Origin of the sequence: Burkholderia sp. LK4 (genome assembly GCF_001043615.1) — a bacterium.
Lineage (GTDB): Bacteria > Pseudomonadota > Gammaproteobacteria > Burkholderiales > Burkholderiaceae > Burkholderia > Burkholderia cepacia.
Genome location: NZ_LDUL01000041.1, coordinates 138,705 through 155,387, shown reverse-complemented (window position 1 = coordinate 155,387; position 16,683 = coordinate 138,705). Strand labels below are relative to the sequence as shown.

Genomic DNA, 16,683 nt, shown 5'->3' with positions numbered 1-16,683 from the left:
GCCGACCATCGGTGGTGGCGAGCATCGCCCGCGGCCAGGCCGCGCAGAACAACTTTGAACGAGAGCGGGGCGGGCGCCGCGGCGCATGCCCCGTTCCACAGGAGACATTCGTGCATCGCGACAACGATTCGAACGCATTGGCCGCCACGCTGGTCGCCCGGGCCGAGGCGCTGGCGCCGACGCTGGCCGGCCGCGCCGCGCAGGCGGAAGCGCAGGGCCGCATCCCGGCCGAGACGATCGCCGACATGCAGGCCGCCGGCTTCTTCAAGGTGCTGCAGCCGAAGCGCTACGGCGGCTACGAGCTCGATCCGCAGGCCTTCTTCGACATCCAGATGGCACTCGCGCGCGGCTGCATGTCGACCGCGTGGGTGTACGGCGTCGTCGGCGTGCACAACTGGCAGCTCGCGCTGTTCGACGAGCGCGCGCAGCAGGACGTGTGGGGCAACGACCCGGCGACGCTGATCGCGTCGACCTACATGCCGGTCGGCCGCGTCACGCCGGTCGACGGCGGCTTTCGCCTGTCGGGCCACTGGAAGTTCTCGAGCGGCAGCGAACTGTGCGAATGGGTGTTCCTCGGCGCGCTGGTGCCGCCGGCCGAGGCTGGCCAGCCGCCCGAATACCGCACCTTCCTGCTGCCGAAATCCGATTACCGGATCGAGCAGGACTGGGACGTGCTCGGCCTGCGCGCGACGGGCAGCCACGACATCGTCGTCGACGACGTGTTCGTGCCCGCGTACCGCACGCACAAGGCCATCGACGGGATGATGGGCACGAGCCCGGGCCTGGCCGTCAACGACGCGCCGCTGTTCAGGCTGCCGTTCGCGCAGATCTTCGTGCGCGCTGTGTGCACGGCGTGCATCGGCGCGCTGCAGGGCGCGCTCGACGATTTCACCGGTTATGCGGCCACGCGCGTATCGGCCAACAGCGGCGCGAAGACGACCGACGATCCGGGCGCGCAGAACGCGTGCGCGAACGCGGCCGTCGCGATCGACGAGATGAAGGTGCTGCTCAGGCGCAATTTCGCGGAACTGATGGCGTCGGTGACCGGTGGCCCGGCCGTGTCGATCGAACGCCGCGTGCATTTCCGCTACCAGTCCGCGCAGGTCGCCGAGCGCTGCGCGCAGGCGGCGAACGCGCTGCTGCGCTACTCAGGCGGCAACGGCATCTATCACCGCAATCCGCTGGTGCGCCGCTTCCTCGACCTGCATGCGGCCCGCGCGCATTACGCGAACAACGTGGACCGTTTCGGCCAGAACCTCGGCGCCGTGATGCTCGGCCGCGAGAACACCGACTTCTTCATCTGACGGAGACGCGATGAACGACCCGCAAGCACAGCAATACGTGTTCGACGTGGTGGTCGTCGGTTCGGGCGCGGGCGCGCTGCTCGCCGCGTGCCGCGCGGCCGACCGCGGCCTGTCCGTCGTCGTGATCGAGAAGACGGCGCTGTACGGCGGCACGTCGGCCGTGTCGGGCGGCGGGATCTGGGTGCCGTGCAACCACCACATCGCCGAGCTGGGCGCGACCGATTCGCGCGAGGCCGCGCGCGGCTACATCGAAGCCTGCGTGGCCGGCGCGTCGACGCCCGAGAAGCTCGACACGTATCTCGACCGCGCGCCGGAGATGCTGCGCTACCTCGAATCGAAGACCCCGGTGCGCTACCAGTCGCTGCCGAAGTACGCGGACTATTTCCAGAAGGTGCCGGGCGCGATGCCGGGTTATCGCGCGCTCGATCCGCTGCCGTTCGACGGCGCGCTGCTCGGCGACGAGCTCGACCGGCTGCGGCCGCCGTCGCCCGGCACGCTGATCGGCGGGCGCGTGGCGGTGACGTCGAAGGAAGCGCACACGCTGTTCTCGCGCGGGCCCGGCTTCATGAAGCTCGCGATCGCACAGTTCGGCCGTTACTGGCTCGATATCGGGATGCGCCGCCGCACGCGGCGCGACCGGCGCCTGACGCTCGGCAACGCGCTGATCGGCGGGCTGCGCCGCGCGCTGCTCGAGCGCAACGTGCCGGTGTGGCTCGACACGCCGATGCGCGACCTGCTCGACGTGGACGGCCGCGTGACGGGCGTGCGCGCGCAGCGCTTCGGGCAGCCCGTGACGATCGCCGCGCGACGCGGCGTGATCCTCGGCGCGGGCGGTTTCGAGCGTAACCAGCCGATGCGCGAACGCTACCTGCCGCAGCCGACGCAGGCGCAGTGGAGCGCGACGCCGCCTGCCAACACCGGCGATGCGATCGCCGAAGGCCATCGGCTCGGCGGCGCGTTGGCGCTGATGGAGCACGTGTGGGGCGCACCGACGGTCGGGGTCGCCGGCGAGGAGAAACAGCGCGCGCTGTTCGTCGAGCGCAACCTGCCGGGCTGCGTGATCGTCAACAGCCTCGGCAAGCGCTTCGTCAACGAAGCCGCGCCGTATTCCGAATTCGTGCCGGCGATGTATCGCGACCATGCGCGCACCGGTGCGAGCGTGCCTGCATGGATGGTGTTCGACGCGCGGTTTCGGCGCAAGTATCCGTGCGGGCCGATCATGCCGGCGTCGATGATGCCCGATGCGCGGATTCCGGCGGCGTTTCGCGACGTGCTCGTGAAGGCCGACACGATCGACGCGCTGGCCGCGCGCATCGGCGTCGACGCGGCCGGGCTGCACGACACGCTGCGCGACATGGCGCGCTACGCGGCGACCGGAATCGACGAGGCGTTCGGCAAGGGCGACAACGCGTTCGACACGTACTACGGCGATCCGCGGAACGAGCCGAACCCGTGCCTCGGGCCGGTCGATCAGGCGCCGTTCTACGCGGTGCGGATCGACGCGGGCGACATCGGCACGAAGGGCGGGCTCGTCACCGACGCGCTGGCCCGCGTGCTGCGCGCCGACGGCGAGCCGATCGCCGGCCTTTACGCGATCGGCAATACCAGCGCGTCGATGATGGGCGCGAGCTACCCCGGCGCGGGCTCGACGCTCGGCCCGGCGATGACCTTCGGTTTCATCGCCGCCGATCACCTGGCCGCGCACGCGGCCGACGCCGGCGGCCGGTCGGCCCGGCCATCCACGACTGAACTTGACGGAGTCCAAAGATGAGCGATCTCACCCCCCATCCGCTGCGCACCGACATGCTGCTCGCGATGCGCCGCCTCGCGCGCTCCGTCACGGTCATCAGCAGCGCGCACGACGGCCGGCGCTACTCGATGTCCGCGACGGCGGTCGACTCGCTGTCGACCGATCCGCCTTCGCTGCTGATCTGCATCAACCGCACCGCGTCGCTGTATCCGCCGCTCGATGCGGGCGCCCCGTTCTGCGTGAACGTGCTGTCGGCCCGCCACGAAGGCATCGCGATCGACTGCAGCGGCCGGCTGAAGGGCGAAGCGCGCTTCACGACCGGCGACTGGCACACGTCGCCGCACGGCGTGCCCTATCTGCGCGATTCGCAGGCGAGCCTCGTATGCGAGCAGGACGGCCGCTTCGAATACGGCACGCATACGGTGTTCATCGGGCGCATTCGCGAAGTGCTGATGTGCGGTGACGTCGATCCGCTCGTCTATCTCGACGGCGCCTACACGACGCCCGGCGCGCCGGTGGCCCGTGCGGCCGCGTGACGTGAGGAGCCGGCGATGAGCGATTCGCGCTTCCATCGGCTGACCGTCGCCGAAGTGATTGCCGAAAGCGACGACGCGTGCTCGTTCGTGTTCGACGTGCCGGCCGCGTTGCGCGACGTATTCGCGTACCGGCCCGGGCAGTTCCTGACGCTGAATGTGCCGTGCGCGGACGCGGCTGTTGCGCGCTGCTATTCGCTGTCGAGCGCGCCCGGCATCGACGCCGCGCCGAAGATCACCGTCAAGCGCGTGCGCGACGGCCGGGCGTCGAACTGGCTGTGCGACCGCGTGCGGGCGGGCGACACGCTCGAGGTGCTGCCGCCGGCCGGCGTATTCACGCCGCGCGCACTCGACGGCGACCTGCTGCTGTTCGCGGGCGGCAGCGGCATTACGCCCGTGCTGTCGATCCTGAAATCGGCGCTCGTGCACGGGCGCGGGATGCTGACGTTGATCTACGCGAACCGCGACGAGCGCTCGGTGATTTTCCGTGACGAACTGCAGCAGCTCGCGCAGCGCCATCCCGGGCGCGTGCGTGTGATCCACTGGCTCGACAGCGTGCAGGGCATTCCGCAGCAGCGCCATCTCGAGGAACTCGCGCGGCCGTTCAGCCGGCAGGAGACGTTCATCTGCGGGCCCGCGCTGTTCATGGAGAACGCGCTGGCCGCGATGCTCGGCCTCGGGCTGCCGCGTGCGCGCGTGCATGTCGAGCGGTTCGCGTCGTTGCCCGATGCACCGGCGCAGGCCGCGGCAACGGCGGCAGCGTCGTCGCCCGGCGACGGTGCGGCGATCGAGACGGTGCTCGACGGCGACGCGTTCGCGTTCGACAGCGCGCCCGGCGAAACGCTGCTCGACGCGATGCTGCGCGCGGGTGTGCCGGCGCCGAATTCCTGCCGGATGGGGCAATGCGGCGCGTGCATGTGCCGGATCGAGCGCGGCGAGGTCGCGCTCGACAGCAACCACGTGCTCGACGACGACGAGATCGCTGCCGGCTGGACGCTCGCCTGTTGCGCACGGCCCGCGAGCGATGCACTGCGCGTGGTGTTTCCCGACTGAGCCGACGCGCGCCGGCGGCGCGCACGGCCACCCTGATCTATGACGATGGACAACGAAATCCTGACCACGCCCGCGCTGATCGCGCGGGCAGCCGCGCGCCACGGCGCGCATCCGGCGATCGAGTCGGAGCACGGCCGGCTGACCTACGCGGAACTCGACACGGCCCGCGTCGACGCGGCTCGCGCGCTGCTCGCGAGCGGCATCGAGGCCGGCGACCGCATCGCGGTATGGGCGCCGAACCTGCCGCAATGGATCGTCGCGGCGCTGGCGATCCACACCGTCGGCGCGATCCTCGTGCCGGTCAACACGCGGATGAAGGGGATGGAGGTGGGCGGCATCCTGCACGACGGCGGCGCACGGCTGCTGTTCTGCTGCGGCACGTTCCTCGGCGAATCCTATCCGGCGATGCTCGCGCCGCACCGCCCCGCGACGCTCGAACGTGTCGTCGTGTTCGATGGCGAACCGCCGTGCGGCGCGCATGACGAGACCTGGAACGCGTTCCTCGCGCGCGGCGCCGAGGTGCCGCTGGACGCGGTGCGCGAACGCGAGGCACAAGTGACGCCCGACACCGTGATGGACCTGATGTTCACGTCCGGCACGACGGGCCGCCCGAAGGGCGTGATGACCGCGCACGGCCAGAACCTGCGCGCCGCGCAGGCATGGGCGGCGATCGCCGGCGTGCGTCCTGACGACCGCTACCTGATCGTCAATCCGTTCTTCCACACGTTCGGCTACAAGGCGGGCTGGCTCGCCGCGCTGTCGAGCGGTGCGACCGTGCTGCCGCATCTCGTGTTCCAGCCGGCCGACGTGCTGCGGCGCGTTGCCGTCGACCGCATATCGGTGCTGCCCGGCCCGCCGACGCTGTACTACGCGCTGCTCGACGCGCCCGATCGGGCGACGCACGACCTGTCGTCGCTGCGGATCGCGGTCACGGGCGCGGCGGCGATCGCCCCGAGCCTGATCGAACGGATGCGCGCCGAGCTCGGCTTCGAGACGGTGCTGACCGGCTACGGGCTGACCGAATCGTGCGGCTTCGCGACGCTGTGCCGTCAAGGCGACGATGCGCAGACGGTCGCCTGTACGTCCGGCCGGCCGATGCCGGATGTCGAATTACGCATCGCGGGGCCGGGCGGCGCGCCGCTCGGGCCGGACGAGACCGGCGAGATCTGGGTGCGCGGCTACAACGTGATGCGCGGCTATTTCAACCAGCCGCACGCGACGCGCGAAACCGTCGATCCCGATGGCTGGCTGCATACGGGCGATCTCGGCTGCGTCGACGCGAACGGCAACCTGAAGATCACCGACCGCATCAAGGACATGTTCATCGTCGGCGGCTTCAACTGCTATCCGGCCGAGATCGAGCGGCTGCTCGCCGCGCATCCGGCGATTGCGCAGGTCGCGCTGGTCGGCGTGCCCGATACGCGGCTCGGCGAGGTCGGGCACGCGTATGTCGTGCTGCGGCCGGGCGCGCATGCCGACGCCGACGAACTGAACGACTGGGCGCGCCGCAACATGGCGAACTACAAGGTGCCGCGCTATTTCACGTTCGTCGGGCAACTGCCGACGAGTGCGGCCGGGAAGGTGCTGAAGTACCGCCTGCGGGCGGGGACCGAGGCGGCGGCCTGAACGCCGCCGCCGTACACGAACGGGATGAACGCATGAACGACAACGGGTTTCCGCAGGGTGCGGTGCTGGTGTTCGGCGGCAGCGGCGGGATCGGGCAGGGTGTCGCGCTCGAGTTCGCGCGGGCCGGCGTGCCGGTCGCGGTGGGCTACCGCAGCAAGGCCGACGTGGCCGAGCGGGTCGCGCGCGACATTCGCGGCGAGGGTGTCGCGGCCACCACGCACTGCGTGGACGTGACCGATCCCGCACAGGTCGACGCCGCGCTCGCGGCCGCGATCGGCGCGCATGGCCGCGTGCACACGGTGGTCTGGGCGGCCGGGCCGTTCGTGAACCAGCGTCATATCGGCGACATGACACACGATGACTGGCGCCGCGCGATCGACGTCGAGACGATCGGCTTCTTCGTGGCGGCGAAGGCCGCGCTGCCGCACTTCCGTGCGTCGGGCGGCGGATCGTTCGTGACGCTCGGGTCGGCCGGGCATCTGCGCTGGCCCGACCGCGACGGACTGTCGGTCGCACCGAAGGCGGCGAACGAGGCGCTGGTGAAAGGGCTGGCGCGCGAGGAAGGGCGCTACGACATTCGCGCGAATTCGATCCTGGTCGGCGTGATCGAGGCCGGGATGTTTCCGGTGCTGCTCGAACAGGGGCAGTTCAACCAGGCGTGGATCGACGAGACGCAGAAGATGCTCGCGCTCAAGCGCTGGGGGAAGGTGCACGATGTCGGGCGGGCGGCGGTGTTCCTGGCGTCGGATCGGGCTGGTTACATTACCGGGCAGCAGTTGAATGTTTCCGGTGGGTATGGGGTGTAGCGGTGGATTGATGGCCTCGGACAGCCGTTTGCTGCGAGCTGGCCTTTCGCGTCTGTGGAACATTTTCGCTACCGATGCTCGATGCGATTCAGCTTCGAAAGCACGTCCGACGACCGGTCCGTCATGCTTCTCGACAGAACCGTGCTTTCGGCCACGGCGATATTTCCGCTTCGTTCATCGCTGTTCCCCATGATCCTGTCGCGAAGCCGGATGTAGGGCTGCTCTACAAATTGGTACGTCAGATGAGCAAACACGAAATAGCAGCCGGCAAGCGTAGCGTAAAAGATGAGCGTCGTGCGGTGACCATCGAGTGTCCATCCATATTTTGAGAACATGGCGAGCACCAGCGTGAGCATGCAGATGTGCCCTAGGTAGAGGGAATACGAAATCCGGCTGGTCCACCTGATGAAGTGATCGAGCAGAGCGCTGCCCGATGTATGAACGGTCATCGCCGCGGGAAGCAACGTGGCAATGACGACAGACAGAATCGGGTAAGCCATTGTGCGCACGACTCCACTGGTAACCAGATACGGAGCACCGCACGAAAAATAAATCGTGAATCCGATAAATAACGGCATCGAATATTTCCAGACTGATGCTGAACGTGCGAACCATTCCGGCTGCTCGATTCGGATGTAGGCGGCGATCACGCCGATGAACAGGGAGTCCAGTCGGCAAAGAACGATGGACCGAACATGGCGATCGACATCCGATAGTGATTGGGCATGCCAACCAAAGACGATTCTCGCGGCGAGAGGAACAATTAGGAATGCGACGCATGTGGCGAGCATTGCACGCCCATTCGACTTCAATGTGCCGGCCGCCGCGAGGAACACGCATGGAAGCAACAGGTAGAACCACTCCTCGACGGCGAGGCTCCATGAGTGTTCGAAGAACGGCGCTATCGGCCACGCGAGATTCTGGAGGAAGAGGAAGAACGGCCACGCCACCTCGAGAGAGGCCGGTCCATGGTAGTCGAAGCGGAGATAGACAAGCAGGAAGAACCCATAGAGTGGGAGGGTACGAGCCCAGCGACGTTTCCAGAAATCGAGAATATCGCCAGGTGCCTTGAGCTTGCCTGCTTTTCTGGACTGAATCAGCACGCTACCGATCAGGAACCCGCTTAGGACGTAAAAGATCTCGACCCCGATGGTTCCCTGTGCCGAGAAATACCACCGCAGCCACTCGGGTGGTGTTCCGTGCGCCACAGTATGGCTGGCCAGAACGAGGAGAACCGCGAGTGCGCGCAGTACGTCCAGTCCGAATACGCGCTGTTTGTCGAGGTGCGGGGCAGACTTCGTCATCGAGGAAATGGGTGTGTTGGACGGCGAAGTGTATATCAACCGCTTGGCGTATTTTGGGGGGCTATGGACGCACGGCGAAGCAGGGGGCACGTGCTTTCATTTCCGGACTCAAATGAGGGGTTGTCTATCGGGAAATGTTGCCGATGTTGGCCGGGGATCGATAACGATTTCTCATCGCAATCGGTGCGCCATGACTTTGATTGATGGGGCGCGTCGGTGGACACACGATCGTGATGTGACGTCGCGAACCGATCTGAAATTGTGCCCGGCACGCCCGGCCGCACTCGCATTGTGGATCAGAGCTTGCGCATCACGCAGCCGATAAAAGCGGCGTGATCGGGCGAGAGTGTCTCGATCATTGCCAAACCTTCTATCTCGCGATGGATACTGAAGGTCTCGTTTCGATTTGAAATCTTGAATTCGCGGCCCTCAACATGGAAGTTCCATTGATGAAACCCCTCCCAATTCTCGGCCAACGCTTCGTTCGCTGCGTGCTCCGTCGCAATGTAGCCACCGGGTTTAGTCACGGCGATCATCTGCAGAAAGGCTTCGACTGGATTGTAGCTATGGTCGAGCGTGTTCTTCGCATATGTCAGGTCGAACGTGTTTTCCGGAAACATCGAGGTCAGGCATTCGCTTTCACACTGCCGGGTTTTGATAAGAGGGAGCCCAGCGGGGAAGTTCAGGCGGCTGTACAGGTCGCCCAGCGCGTCGACCGCGGTGATATTCAGCGGTATGCCGTTCATTTTCTTGCCAAGCACCGTCATCGGGCCGGCGCCTACGTCGAGGATCTTCGGGTTCCGGATGCCGTTCAGAAGCTCGGCGATCCATTCGTGTATTTCGGTATCGGGGTTGATACGGAACTGAAAGTCTTCCGGCCATGCACCGCCCTTCGTCTCCAACCACTTTGCCCAGAATTCGATTTCGTTATCGATTCCGCTAGACCACTGCAATTTTCGCATCGTGTCCGCCCAGAGGGTATGGACGGACGATTCTATCATCCGATTGCAAGTTGTCTCGGATGCTGAAAATTCAGGCATCGCAACAATCCGTACCGTGTTTCGATTTCGCGCGGCGTACCGATCGGACTGCGATTCGCGAACTGGTCCTTTCGCGTGACCCAGGGAGTCAGCACGCGCGAGCATCCGTATTCACCCTGCCTCGTCGCGGACGATTACGCATCTGCATCGTGTGCCAAGGCTCGAGATCACTTCCTTGCAACGCATTCTTCAATACATTTCGCCACTAACGATTGACTGCAACGACGACTCACACGAGCTGAGGGCTGTCCAGCCTTGACCAACGAGCGTTGCGGCATCGATGCGTGACACGCCGGATCGCACGCTCCGGCATCGTCTGCCGAATAAGGATGCGTTCCTGAAACATTTCCTCCGATTACAACCGGCGTGAGCTTCCGTGTTTTGCGGTGACCCTTGTCCCGCTTCGATTCGCGCCGCATGGCACGTGCCTTGCTGTTGACCCGGTGCCGCTGGCGCAAACGAATTTCGCGAGAACGACGAACGCGTCGGCGGCATGCAACGACATCGAAACAAACGGGGAATCGGATCGGGCCGCGGGTGCCGCCTGTCGCGGCGTACCTGCCGCGCATGTCGTATCGGTCATGCGCATGGGCAACGTGTTCCCGATCCGTCGAACAGCAAGCGTGCTTGCAAGGTGTCGTGCCGGGGTTCGCATCACGCATGGCGACGCAGGCCGCATGCGTTGGCGAGGCGCGCCCGGCACATGTCGGGGGAGGCGCCCGTGAAAACGACAGTGAACCAATGGGCATTCGTCGCGGTGGTGTTCGCCGCGAGTGCGCATGCGCAGGAAATCTACCTGCAGGGCGGCACGCAGGGCGTCGGCATCGGCGCGGCCGTGAGCTTCAATTCGATGCTCGGTGCGCATGCGGATTTCAATGCGATCGATCTTTCGCATGACTTCACGGTGGCCGGCAATCGCTACCAGGACGACCTGAAGCTGCGCCAGGGCGGCTTGTACGCGGACATCTTTCCGTGGCGAGGCAGCGGCTTCCGCGCGACGCTCGGGCTACGCTTCAACGACGACGAGCTTCGCGGCGTATCGGTGCCGACCAATGGCACTTATGTGTTCGGCGGCAAGCGCTATCCGGCGATGCCGGGGATGTACGCGGTGGCCGAAGCGCGCTATCCGACCGTGATGCCGTACTTCGGGATCGGCTACGGGCACCGGCCGGCGTCGAAAGGGCTGGGATTCGTCGCCGATCTCGGCGTTGCGTACGGGATACCGAAATGCTCGTACACGCTGTCGCCGGAACTGGCGGCCGCGGCCGGGCCCGCGAAGAGCCAGATCCTGGCCGCGAGCGGGCTGGATTCGCTGCGGCAGGTGATGTCGCGCTACCGGTGGTATCCGGTGTTGCAGATCGGGGTTTCGTATCGGTTCTGAGCGGCGGGGCGTCGTTGCGTGTGCCGGGCGGGGAATGGCCGGCATCGCCGATCAGGCCGGGCCAACGGATGTCGGCACGCGAGGGCCGACGACCCTCGCGAGCACCGCGCGCGGAGTCGGTGAATGCAGCCGTCCCGCATCGACCGGCGCGCGCCCGCGCAGGCCATTCAGCCGTGAATAGCCGATCGGCCGTCTTTCCTGCCGTTCCGATCCGGCTTACCTTTCAAACAGCAGTTCGACGTGTCGGGCGAGCGGCGCATGCCGAAGGGTTCAGGCGGCCCGTTGCCGTTCGCTGACGCCGACCACCGTCCTCCTTCCGTTGCTGGCGATGATAGCAATGATTGCAATTCCCGGTCATGGTGCTATCATTGATATCAATCTGGATGGAGGGAACCATGGCAAATCTACTGGTACGTAACGTGGATGACAATATCGTTCAGAGCCTGCGTGAGCGGGCTGCGGCAAATGGCCGGAGTGCCGAGGCCGAACATCGGGCTATTCTGGCCGATGCGCTCGGCAGGCCGAAGCGAAAGACATTTGCGCAAGTGCTGATGAGCATGCCCGATGTCGGCGAAGACGCGGATTTTCAACGTATTCAGGATTCCGGCGAGGCCAGGCGTGTATTTGATTGATACCAACGTCATCAGTGAAATCAGGAAGGGCAAGCGAACCAACCGTGGCGTGCGGGCGTTCTTCCGTCAGGCCGCGGCGGACGCCAGCCCGCTTTACCTGTCCGTCGTGACAGTTGCTGAACTTCGCCGCGGCGTCGACCTGATCCGCCATCGCGGCGATCACCCCCAGGCGTCGGCGCTCGAGGCCTGGGTGGCAACCATCCTGGCCGGCTATGCACCGAACATCCTGCCGGTCGACATCGAGATCAGCCAGACGTGGGGGCATTTGCGCGTGCCCGATCCGACGCACGAACTCGACAAGCTGATCGCGGCCACCGCACTGATCAACGATCTCACCGTGGTTACGCGCAACGTCGCGGATTTCGCCCGCACCGGCGTCAGGTTGCTGAACCCGTTCGACTGATCCGGGTTGCCGCGTCGCGGCACCCTGTAACGGCTTCCCGTCTCCTTCCGCAGGCATGGCCCGTTCCGCCGGGCTGCCGCGCGCGTCTGCGCCGCTCCGATTCCCCGCCGCCTCTCGTCCCAACAGACGATGTAACACCACCCCCGACCGGCCAGAATCCTTTCACGAACAACGGATTCTGAACCAGGAGGAGGCCGACATGATCGATGTCCGTGCGCTTGGCTATGTCGTCGTCGAGGCGACGCGCGTCGATGCGTGGCGCCGCTACGCGGAAGACGTGCTGGGCATGCAGGCGCTCGACGCGCCCGACGGTGCGTTGTACCTGAAGATGGACGAGCGCGATTTCCGCTACGTGATCGTCCCCGGCTCGGCCGACCGCTATTTCGCGTCGGGCTGGGAACTGCCCGACGGCGCCGCGTTCGACGCCGCGCTTGCGGTGCTGCAGCGGGCAGGCATCGAGCCAATCCGCGCGACGCCCGCCGAAGCCGCGCTGCGCCGCGTGCAGGCGATGGCGTGGTGCACCGACCCGTCCGGCAACCGCCACGAGCTGTACTGGGGCGCGCGCTGCGATTTCCGCCGTTTCGTGTCGCCGCTGGGTGTTGCGCACTTCGTCACCGGCGACATGGGGCTCGGCCACGCGGTGCTGCCCGCGCCGCAGTTCGACGCGACCGACGCGTTCGTGCGCGGCGTGCTCGGCTTCGAGCTGTCCGACATCTATCGCGTGAAATTCACGCCCGATCCCGCCGAACCCGAAAAGCGCATCCACTTCATGCACTGCCGCAACGCGCGCCATCACAGCCTCGCGCTGTTCGAGATGGCCGTGCCGTCGGGCTGCGTGCACGTGATGGCCGAAGTCGACTCGATGGACGAAGTCGGCCGCGCGCTCGACCGCGTCGCCGCGCACGACGTGAAGATGTCCGCGACGCTCGGGCGTCACTGCAACGACCAGATGATCTCTTTCTACATGAAGACCCCCGGCGGCTTCGATCTCGAATACGGCTTCGGCGGCCTCACGGTCGACTGGTCGAAGCACGCGGTGTTCGAGGCCACCAAGGTGAGCCAGTGGGGCCACGATTTCAGCATCGGATACCGGTAAGCCAGCACGATGACGATGAAACCTCTCGACAAGACGATGTCCGCGCGCGACGTGGTCGCGCAACTCGCCGACGGCATGACGATCGGCATCGGCGGATGGGGGCCGCGGCGCAAGCCGATGGCGCTGGTGCGCGAAATCGCGCGTTCGAACCTGAAGGACCTGACGATCGTCGCGTACGGCGGCGCCGATGTCGGGCTGCTGTGCGCGGCCGGCAAGGTACGCAAGGTGGTGTTCGGCTTCGTGTCGCTCGACGTGATCCCGCTCGAACCGCAATTCCGCCGTGCGCGTGAACAGGGCCGCATCGACGTGCTGGAACTCGACGAAGGGATGCTGCAGCTCGGCCTGCGCGCGGCCGCCGCCCGGCTGCCGTTCCTGCCGACGCGTGCCGGGCTCGGCACTGCGCTGCTCGATCACGCGCCGCAACTGCGCACGGTGCAGTCGCCGTACGACGACGGCGAAACGCTGCTCGCGATGCCGGCGATCGGCCTCGACGTCGCGCTGCTGCACGTGAACGCGGCCGACCGGATGGGCAACACGCGTATCGACGGCCCCGATCCGTTCTTCGACGCGTGGATGGCACGTGCCGCGCAGTGTTGTTACGTGTCGGCGGAAACGGTCGACGCGTCGCTCGCGAGCGAAGACCTCGACGCAGCGAAACGCAATCCGTTCGAGCGCTCGCTCGTCACCGGCGTCGTGCACGCGCCGGGCGGTGCACACCCGACGTCGTGCGGGCCGGCCTACGGCTGGGACCTGCCGCACCTGCGCGCGTACTGCGCCAGCGCGGAAGACGATGCGAAGACGGCGGCGTACCTGCGCGACGTGGTCGGCCAGGACGAACGCCAGTACCTCGAAGGCGTCGGCGGGCTGTCGCACGTGACGACGCTGCCGTTGCCGATTCTGTAAAGGAGCGCCTGTGAGCGAATCTCTCGACCATTCCCTCGCGGAACTGATGATCGTCGCGTCCGCGCGACTCTGGCGCGACGACGGCGAAGTGCTGGCGACCGGCATCGGCACAGGCCCGCGGCTCGCGGCCGGCCTCGCGCGGCTTGCGTACAACAACGGGCTGATGCTGACCGACGGCGAAGCGTATCTCGTCGAGGAGCCGGTGCCGCTCGGCCCGCGCCCCGACGGCTACCGCGTGAAGGCGAGCGGCTGGATGACCTACGAACGCGTGTTCGACTGCCTGTGGCACGGCCGCCGCCATGCGCTTGTGATGCCGACGCAGATCGACCGTTTCGGCCAGGCCAACATCTCGTGGCTCGGCGACGACTACGCGCGCCCGAAAACCCAGCTGCTCGGCGCGCGCGGCTTCCCCGGCAACACGACGAACCACGCGAACTCGTTCTTCGTCAGCGGCCACGGCAAGCGCACGTTCGTCGAAGGCGAAGTCGACATGGTGTGCACCGTCGGCCACAACCCGGCGCGCCGGTTGCCCGGGATGAAAACCTTCGTCGACCTGCGCAGCATCGTCACCGACCTGTGCGTGATGGATTTCGGCGGCCCCGACCACGCGATCCGCGTGCGCTCGCTGCACCCGGGCGTGAGCTTCGACGAGGTGCAGGACGCGACGGGCTTCCCGTTGATCGCGCATCCGGAGCTCGGCACGACGGCCGCGCCGAACGCGGAAGACCTGCGCATCGTGCGCGCGCTCGATCCGCACAACCTGCGCGCGACGATCGTGCGCAACAATCCGGCGCCGCGCCGGGGATGAGGTCCCACATGGAAGCGACCCAGATGACGTTCGGCGACGGTGTCGTCGACTACGCGGTCGACGGCGGCATCGCGACGATCACGATGAACCGCCCCGAGTATCACAACGCGCAGAACTCGAAGATGACGTATGCGCTCGACGCGGCGTTCCGGCGCGCGGCGCACGACGACGCGGTGAAGGCGATCGTGCTCGCGGGCGCCGGCAAGCATTTCTCGGCGGGCCACGATATCGGCACGCCGGGCCGCGACATCCACGAGTCGTTCGATCGCGCATCGCTGTGGTACGACCACGTCGACAAGGACGGCGGCGAATTCCTCTATGCACGCGAGCAGGAGGTCTACCTCGGGATGTGCCGGCGCTGGCGCGACCTGCCGAAGCCGACGATCGCGATGGTGCAGGGCGCATGCATCGCGGGCGGGCTGATGCTCGCGTGGGTGTGCGACCTGATCGTCGCGTCCGAGGATGCGTTTTTTGCCGATCCGGTCGTGCGGATGGGGATTCCGGGCGTCGAGTATTTCGCGCATGCGTACGAACTGAACCCGCGCATCGCGAAGGAATTCCTGTTCCTCGGCGAACGGATGCCGGCCGAGCGTGCGTACCAGATGGGGATGGTCAACCGCGTCGTGCCGCGCGAACGGCTGCACGACGCGACTTATGCGATCGCCGCGAAGGTCGCGACGATGCCGCGCCTCGGGCTCGCGCTGACCAAGCAGGCACTGAATCACGTCGAGGAACTGCAGGGCAAGCGCGCAGCGATGGATGCGGCGTTCGCGTGGCATCACTTCGCGCATGCACACAACGAGCTCGTGAGCGGCGACCGTCTCGGCGGCTACGACGCACGCAGCATGGCCAGTTCGCAGCGTCAGCCGAACGGCGTTGATCGCGGCGACGCGTCCGCACCGGTCGCCGTCAATGGAGCGGCCGCATGAGTACGACGCTTCAAAGCCCGCTGCATACGCCTTTGTGCGAGCTGCTCGGCTGTCGTTATCCGATCGTGCAGACCGCGATGGGCTGGGTGGCCGACGCGCGGCTCGTCGCGGCGACCGCCAACGCCGGGGGCTTCGGCTTCCTGGCCGGCGCGACGCTCGAACCCGAGCAGGTCGAGGCCGAGATCCTGAAAGTGAAGTCGCTGACGGACAAGCCGTTCGGCATCAATTTCCACATGTTCCAGAAGAACGCGCAGCAGGTCGTCGAGCTGGCCATTCGGCACCGGCTGCGCGCGGTGAGCTACGGCCGCGGGCCGGATGCAAAGACGATCCGCCGCTTCAAGGACGCCGGCATCGTCTGCATGCCGACCGTCGGCGCACCGAAGCATGCGGTGAAGGCGGTCGAGCTCGGCGCGGACATCGTGACGGTGCAGGGCGCGGAAGGCGGCGGCCACACGGGCTCGGTGCCGACCACGCTGCTGCTGCCGAAGGTGCTCGACGCGGTGCGGGTGCCGGTGGTCGCGGCCGGCGGGTTCTTCGACGGGCGCGGGCTGGCTGCCGCGCTCGCGTACGGGGCGGCCGGCATCGCGATGGGCACGCGCTTCCTGATGAGCGCCGAATCGCCGGTGCCGCGCGAGACGCTCGAACGCTACGTCGCGGTCGGCGACCCGGCGCGCATCCGCGTGTCGGATGCGCTCGACGGGCTGCCGCAACGGATGATCGACAACCCGTACCTGCTGAAGCTCGAGCGCTTCGGCCCGCTGCGCCGCACGCTGTTCGCGCTGAAGACGGCCGACGCATGGCGCCGCCAGAACGGCCTGAGCACGGGCGACATGCTCGGTCTCGCGATCAAGGCGCTGCGCTCGCACGACTACACGGCGAGCCAGACGCTGATGGCGGCGAACGCGCCGTTCCTGATTCAGCGCGCGATCGTCGAGGGCCGCCCCGATGAAGGCGTGCTGCCGAGCGGCCAGGCGGCCGCGATGATCGGCGCGATCGAACCGTGCGACGCGCTGATCGCCCGGATCGTCGCGGAAGCCGGCGAGCGACTCGACGCACTGGCCGCGCTGCGCGGCACGGCGGCAGCGCAGGCCGCATGAACAACATCACAGGGAGGC

The 16,683-nt window shown here is 66.8% G+C and carries 16 protein-coding genes; 14 read left to right on the top strand and 2 right to left on the bottom strand.

Annotation, left to right across the window (positions count from 1 at the left end; genetic code table 11):
- The first annotated feature begins 110 nt into the window (after nt 1–110).
- The 6 genes from VK92_RS21550 to VK92_RS21525 are packed head-to-tail and all read left to right on the top strand — an operon-like array spanning nt 111 to nt 7,072.
- Nucleotides 111–1,304, top strand: a complete 1,194-nt coding sequence (locus tag VK92_RS21550; RefSeq protein ID WP_048025067.1) for an acyl-CoA dehydrogenase family protein — start codon at nt 111–113, stop codon at nt 1,302–1,304.
- Between the two features lie 10 nt (nt 1,305–1,314).
- Complete coding sequence (locus tag VK92_RS21545; protein WP_048025068.1) at nt 1,315–3,075, top strand: FAD-dependent oxidoreductase; 1,761 nt, start codon at nt 1,315–1,317, stop codon at nt 3,073–3,075.
- Nucleotides 3,072–3,590: a flavin reductase family protein gene (locus tag VK92_RS21540; RefSeq protein WP_021159417.1), complete on the top strand. Its 519-nt coding sequence runs from the start codon at nt 3,072–3,074 to the stop codon at nt 3,588–3,590. Before VK92_RS21545 ends, VK92_RS21540 begins: the two co-directional genes overlap by 4 nt.
- Nucleotides 3,591–3,605: 15 nt before the next feature.
- Nucleotides 3,606–4,640: a ferredoxin--NADP reductase gene (locus VK92_RS21535; protein WP_048025070.1), complete on the top strand. Its 1,035-nt coding sequence runs from the start codon at nt 3,606–3,608 to the stop codon at nt 4,638–4,640.
- 39 nt (nt 4,641–4,679) lie between these two features.
- Nucleotides 4,680–6,266, top strand: a complete 1,587-nt coding sequence (locus tag VK92_RS21530; protein WP_048025071.1) for a FadD3 family acyl-CoA ligase — start codon at nt 4,680–4,682, stop codon at nt 6,264–6,266.
- Nucleotides 6,267–6,298: 32 nt separating this feature from the next.
- Nucleotides 6,299–7,072, top strand: coding sequence for an SDR family NAD(P)-dependent oxidoreductase (locus VK92_RS21525; protein WP_048025072.1), 774 nt, complete (start codon nt 6,299–6,301; stop codon nt 7,070–7,072).
- 68 nt (nt 7,073–7,140) lie between these two features.
- Here the strand turns inward: VK92_RS21525 and VK92_RS21520 are convergent, their stop codons facing one another.
- Nucleotides 7,141–8,376: an acyltransferase family protein gene (locus VK92_RS21520; protein WP_048025074.1), complete on the bottom strand. Its 1,236-nt coding sequence runs from the start codon at nt 8,374–8,376 to the stop codon at nt 7,141–7,143.
- Between the two features lie 296 nt (nt 8,377–8,672).
- Complete coding sequence (locus VK92_RS21515; RefSeq protein ID WP_165589143.1) at nt 8,673–9,416, bottom strand: class I SAM-dependent methyltransferase; 744 nt, start codon at nt 9,414–9,416, stop codon at nt 8,673–8,675.
- Between the two features lie 703 nt (nt 9,417–10,119).
- On the opposite strand from VK92_RS21515, the gene VK92_RS21510 reads away from it, so the two are divergent.
- The 8 genes from VK92_RS21510 to VK92_RS21475 all read left to right on the top strand — a co-directional run bounded on the left by VK92_RS21510 (nt 10,120) and on the right by VK92_RS21475 (nt 16,665).
- Nucleotides 10,120–10,797, top strand: coding sequence for a hypothetical protein (locus tag VK92_RS21510; protein ID WP_053076299.1), 678 nt, complete (start codon nt 10,120–10,122; stop codon nt 10,795–10,797).
- A 395-nt stretch (nt 10,798–11,192) separates the two neighbouring features.
- Nucleotides 11,193–11,429, top strand: coding sequence for a FitA-like ribbon-helix-helix domain-containing protein (locus VK92_RS40420; protein ID WP_021159426.1), 237 nt, complete (start codon nt 11,193–11,195; stop codon nt 11,427–11,429).
- Complete coding sequence (locus VK92_RS21500) at nt 11,416–11,832, top strand: type II toxin-antitoxin system VapC family toxin (protein WP_021159427.1); 417 nt, start codon at nt 11,416–11,418, stop codon at nt 11,830–11,832. The genes VK92_RS40420 and VK92_RS21500 overlap by 14 nt, the downstream gene beginning before the upstream one ends.
- Nucleotides 11,833–12,031: 199 nt before the next feature.
- Nucleotides 12,032–12,928 (top strand): VOC family protein, encoded by an 897-nt coding sequence (locus VK92_RS21495; protein ID WP_048025080.1) that lies wholly within the window; start codon nt 12,032–12,034, stop codon nt 12,926–12,928.
- Nucleotides 12,929–12,937: 9 nt separating this feature from the next.
- Nucleotides 12,938–13,831, top strand: a complete 894-nt coding sequence (locus VK92_RS21490; protein WP_048025081.1) for a CoA transferase subunit A — start codon at nt 12,938–12,940, stop codon at nt 13,829–13,831.
- Nucleotides 13,832–13,841: 10 nt separating this feature from the next.
- Nucleotides 13,842–14,639 (top strand): CoA-transferase subunit beta, encoded by a 798-nt coding sequence (locus VK92_RS21485; RefSeq protein WP_048025082.1) that lies wholly within the window; start codon nt 13,842–13,844, stop codon nt 14,637–14,639.
- An 8-nt stretch (nt 14,640–14,647) separates the two neighbouring features.
- Nucleotides 14,648–15,568 carry an enoyl-CoA hydratase gene (locus VK92_RS21480; protein ID WP_048025084.1) on the top strand — a complete coding sequence of 307 codons (921 nt, stop codon included), beginning with the start codon at nt 14,648–14,650 and terminating at the stop codon, nt 15,566–15,568.
- Nucleotides 15,565–16,665, top strand: coding sequence for an NAD(P)H-dependent flavin oxidoreductase (locus VK92_RS21475; protein ID WP_048025086.1), 1,101 nt, complete (start codon nt 15,565–15,567; stop codon nt 16,663–16,665). The genes VK92_RS21480 and VK92_RS21475 overlap by 4 nt, the downstream gene beginning before the upstream one ends.
- Nucleotides 16,666–16,683 lie beyond the last annotated feature (18 nt).

What these genes read in the sequence shown, in the direction of transcription:
- VK92_RS21545 (WP_048025068.1), top strand. Translation starts at nt 1,315, where the DNA reads ATGAACGACCCGCAAGCACAGCAATACGTGTTCGACGTGGTGGTCGTC.
- VK92_RS21540 (WP_021159417.1), top strand. Translation starts at nt 3,072, where the DNA reads ATGAGCGATCTCACCCCCCATCCGCTGCGCACCGACATGCTGCTCGCG.
- VK92_RS21535 (WP_048025070.1), top strand. Translation starts at nt 3,606, where the DNA reads ATGAGCGATTCGCGCTTCCATCGGCTGACCGTCGCCGAAGTGATTGCC.
- VK92_RS21530 (WP_048025071.1), top strand. Translation starts at nt 4,680, where the DNA reads ATGACGATGGACAACGAAATCCTGACCACGCCCGCGCTGATCGCGCGG.
- VK92_RS21525 (WP_048025072.1), top strand. Translation starts at nt 6,299, where the DNA reads ATGAACGACAACGGGTTTCCGCAGGGTGCGGTGCTGGTGTTCGGCGGC.
- VK92_RS21520 (WP_048025074.1), bottom strand. Translation starts at nt 8,376, where the DNA reads ATGACGAAGTCTGCCCCGCACCTCGACAAACAGCGCGTATTCGGACTG.
- VK92_RS21515 (WP_165589143.1), bottom strand. Translation starts at nt 9,416, where the DNA reads ATGCCTGAATTTTCAGCATCCGAGACAACTTGCAATCGGATGATAGAA.
- VK92_RS21510 (WP_053076299.1), top strand. Translation starts at nt 10,120, where the DNA reads ATGTCGGGGGAGGCGCCCGTGAAAACGACAGTGAACCAATGGGCATTC.
- VK92_RS40420 (WP_021159426.1), top strand. Translation starts at nt 11,193, where the DNA reads ATGGCAAATCTACTGGTACGTAACGTGGATGACAATATCGTTCAGAGC.
- VK92_RS21495 (WP_048025080.1), top strand. Translation starts at nt 12,032, where the DNA reads ATGATCGATGTCCGTGCGCTTGGCTATGTCGTCGTCGAGGCGACGCGC.
- VK92_RS21490 (WP_048025081.1), top strand. Translation starts at nt 12,938, where the DNA reads ATGACGATGAAACCTCTCGACAAGACGATGTCCGCGCGCGACGTGGTC.
- VK92_RS21480 (WP_048025084.1), top strand. Translation starts at nt 14,648, where the DNA reads ATGGAAGCGACCCAGATGACGTTCGGCGACGGTGTCGTCGACTACGCG.
- VK92_RS21475 (WP_048025086.1), top strand. Translation starts at nt 15,565, where the DNA reads ATGAGTACGACGCTTCAAAGCCCGCTGCATACGCCTTTGTGCGAGCTG.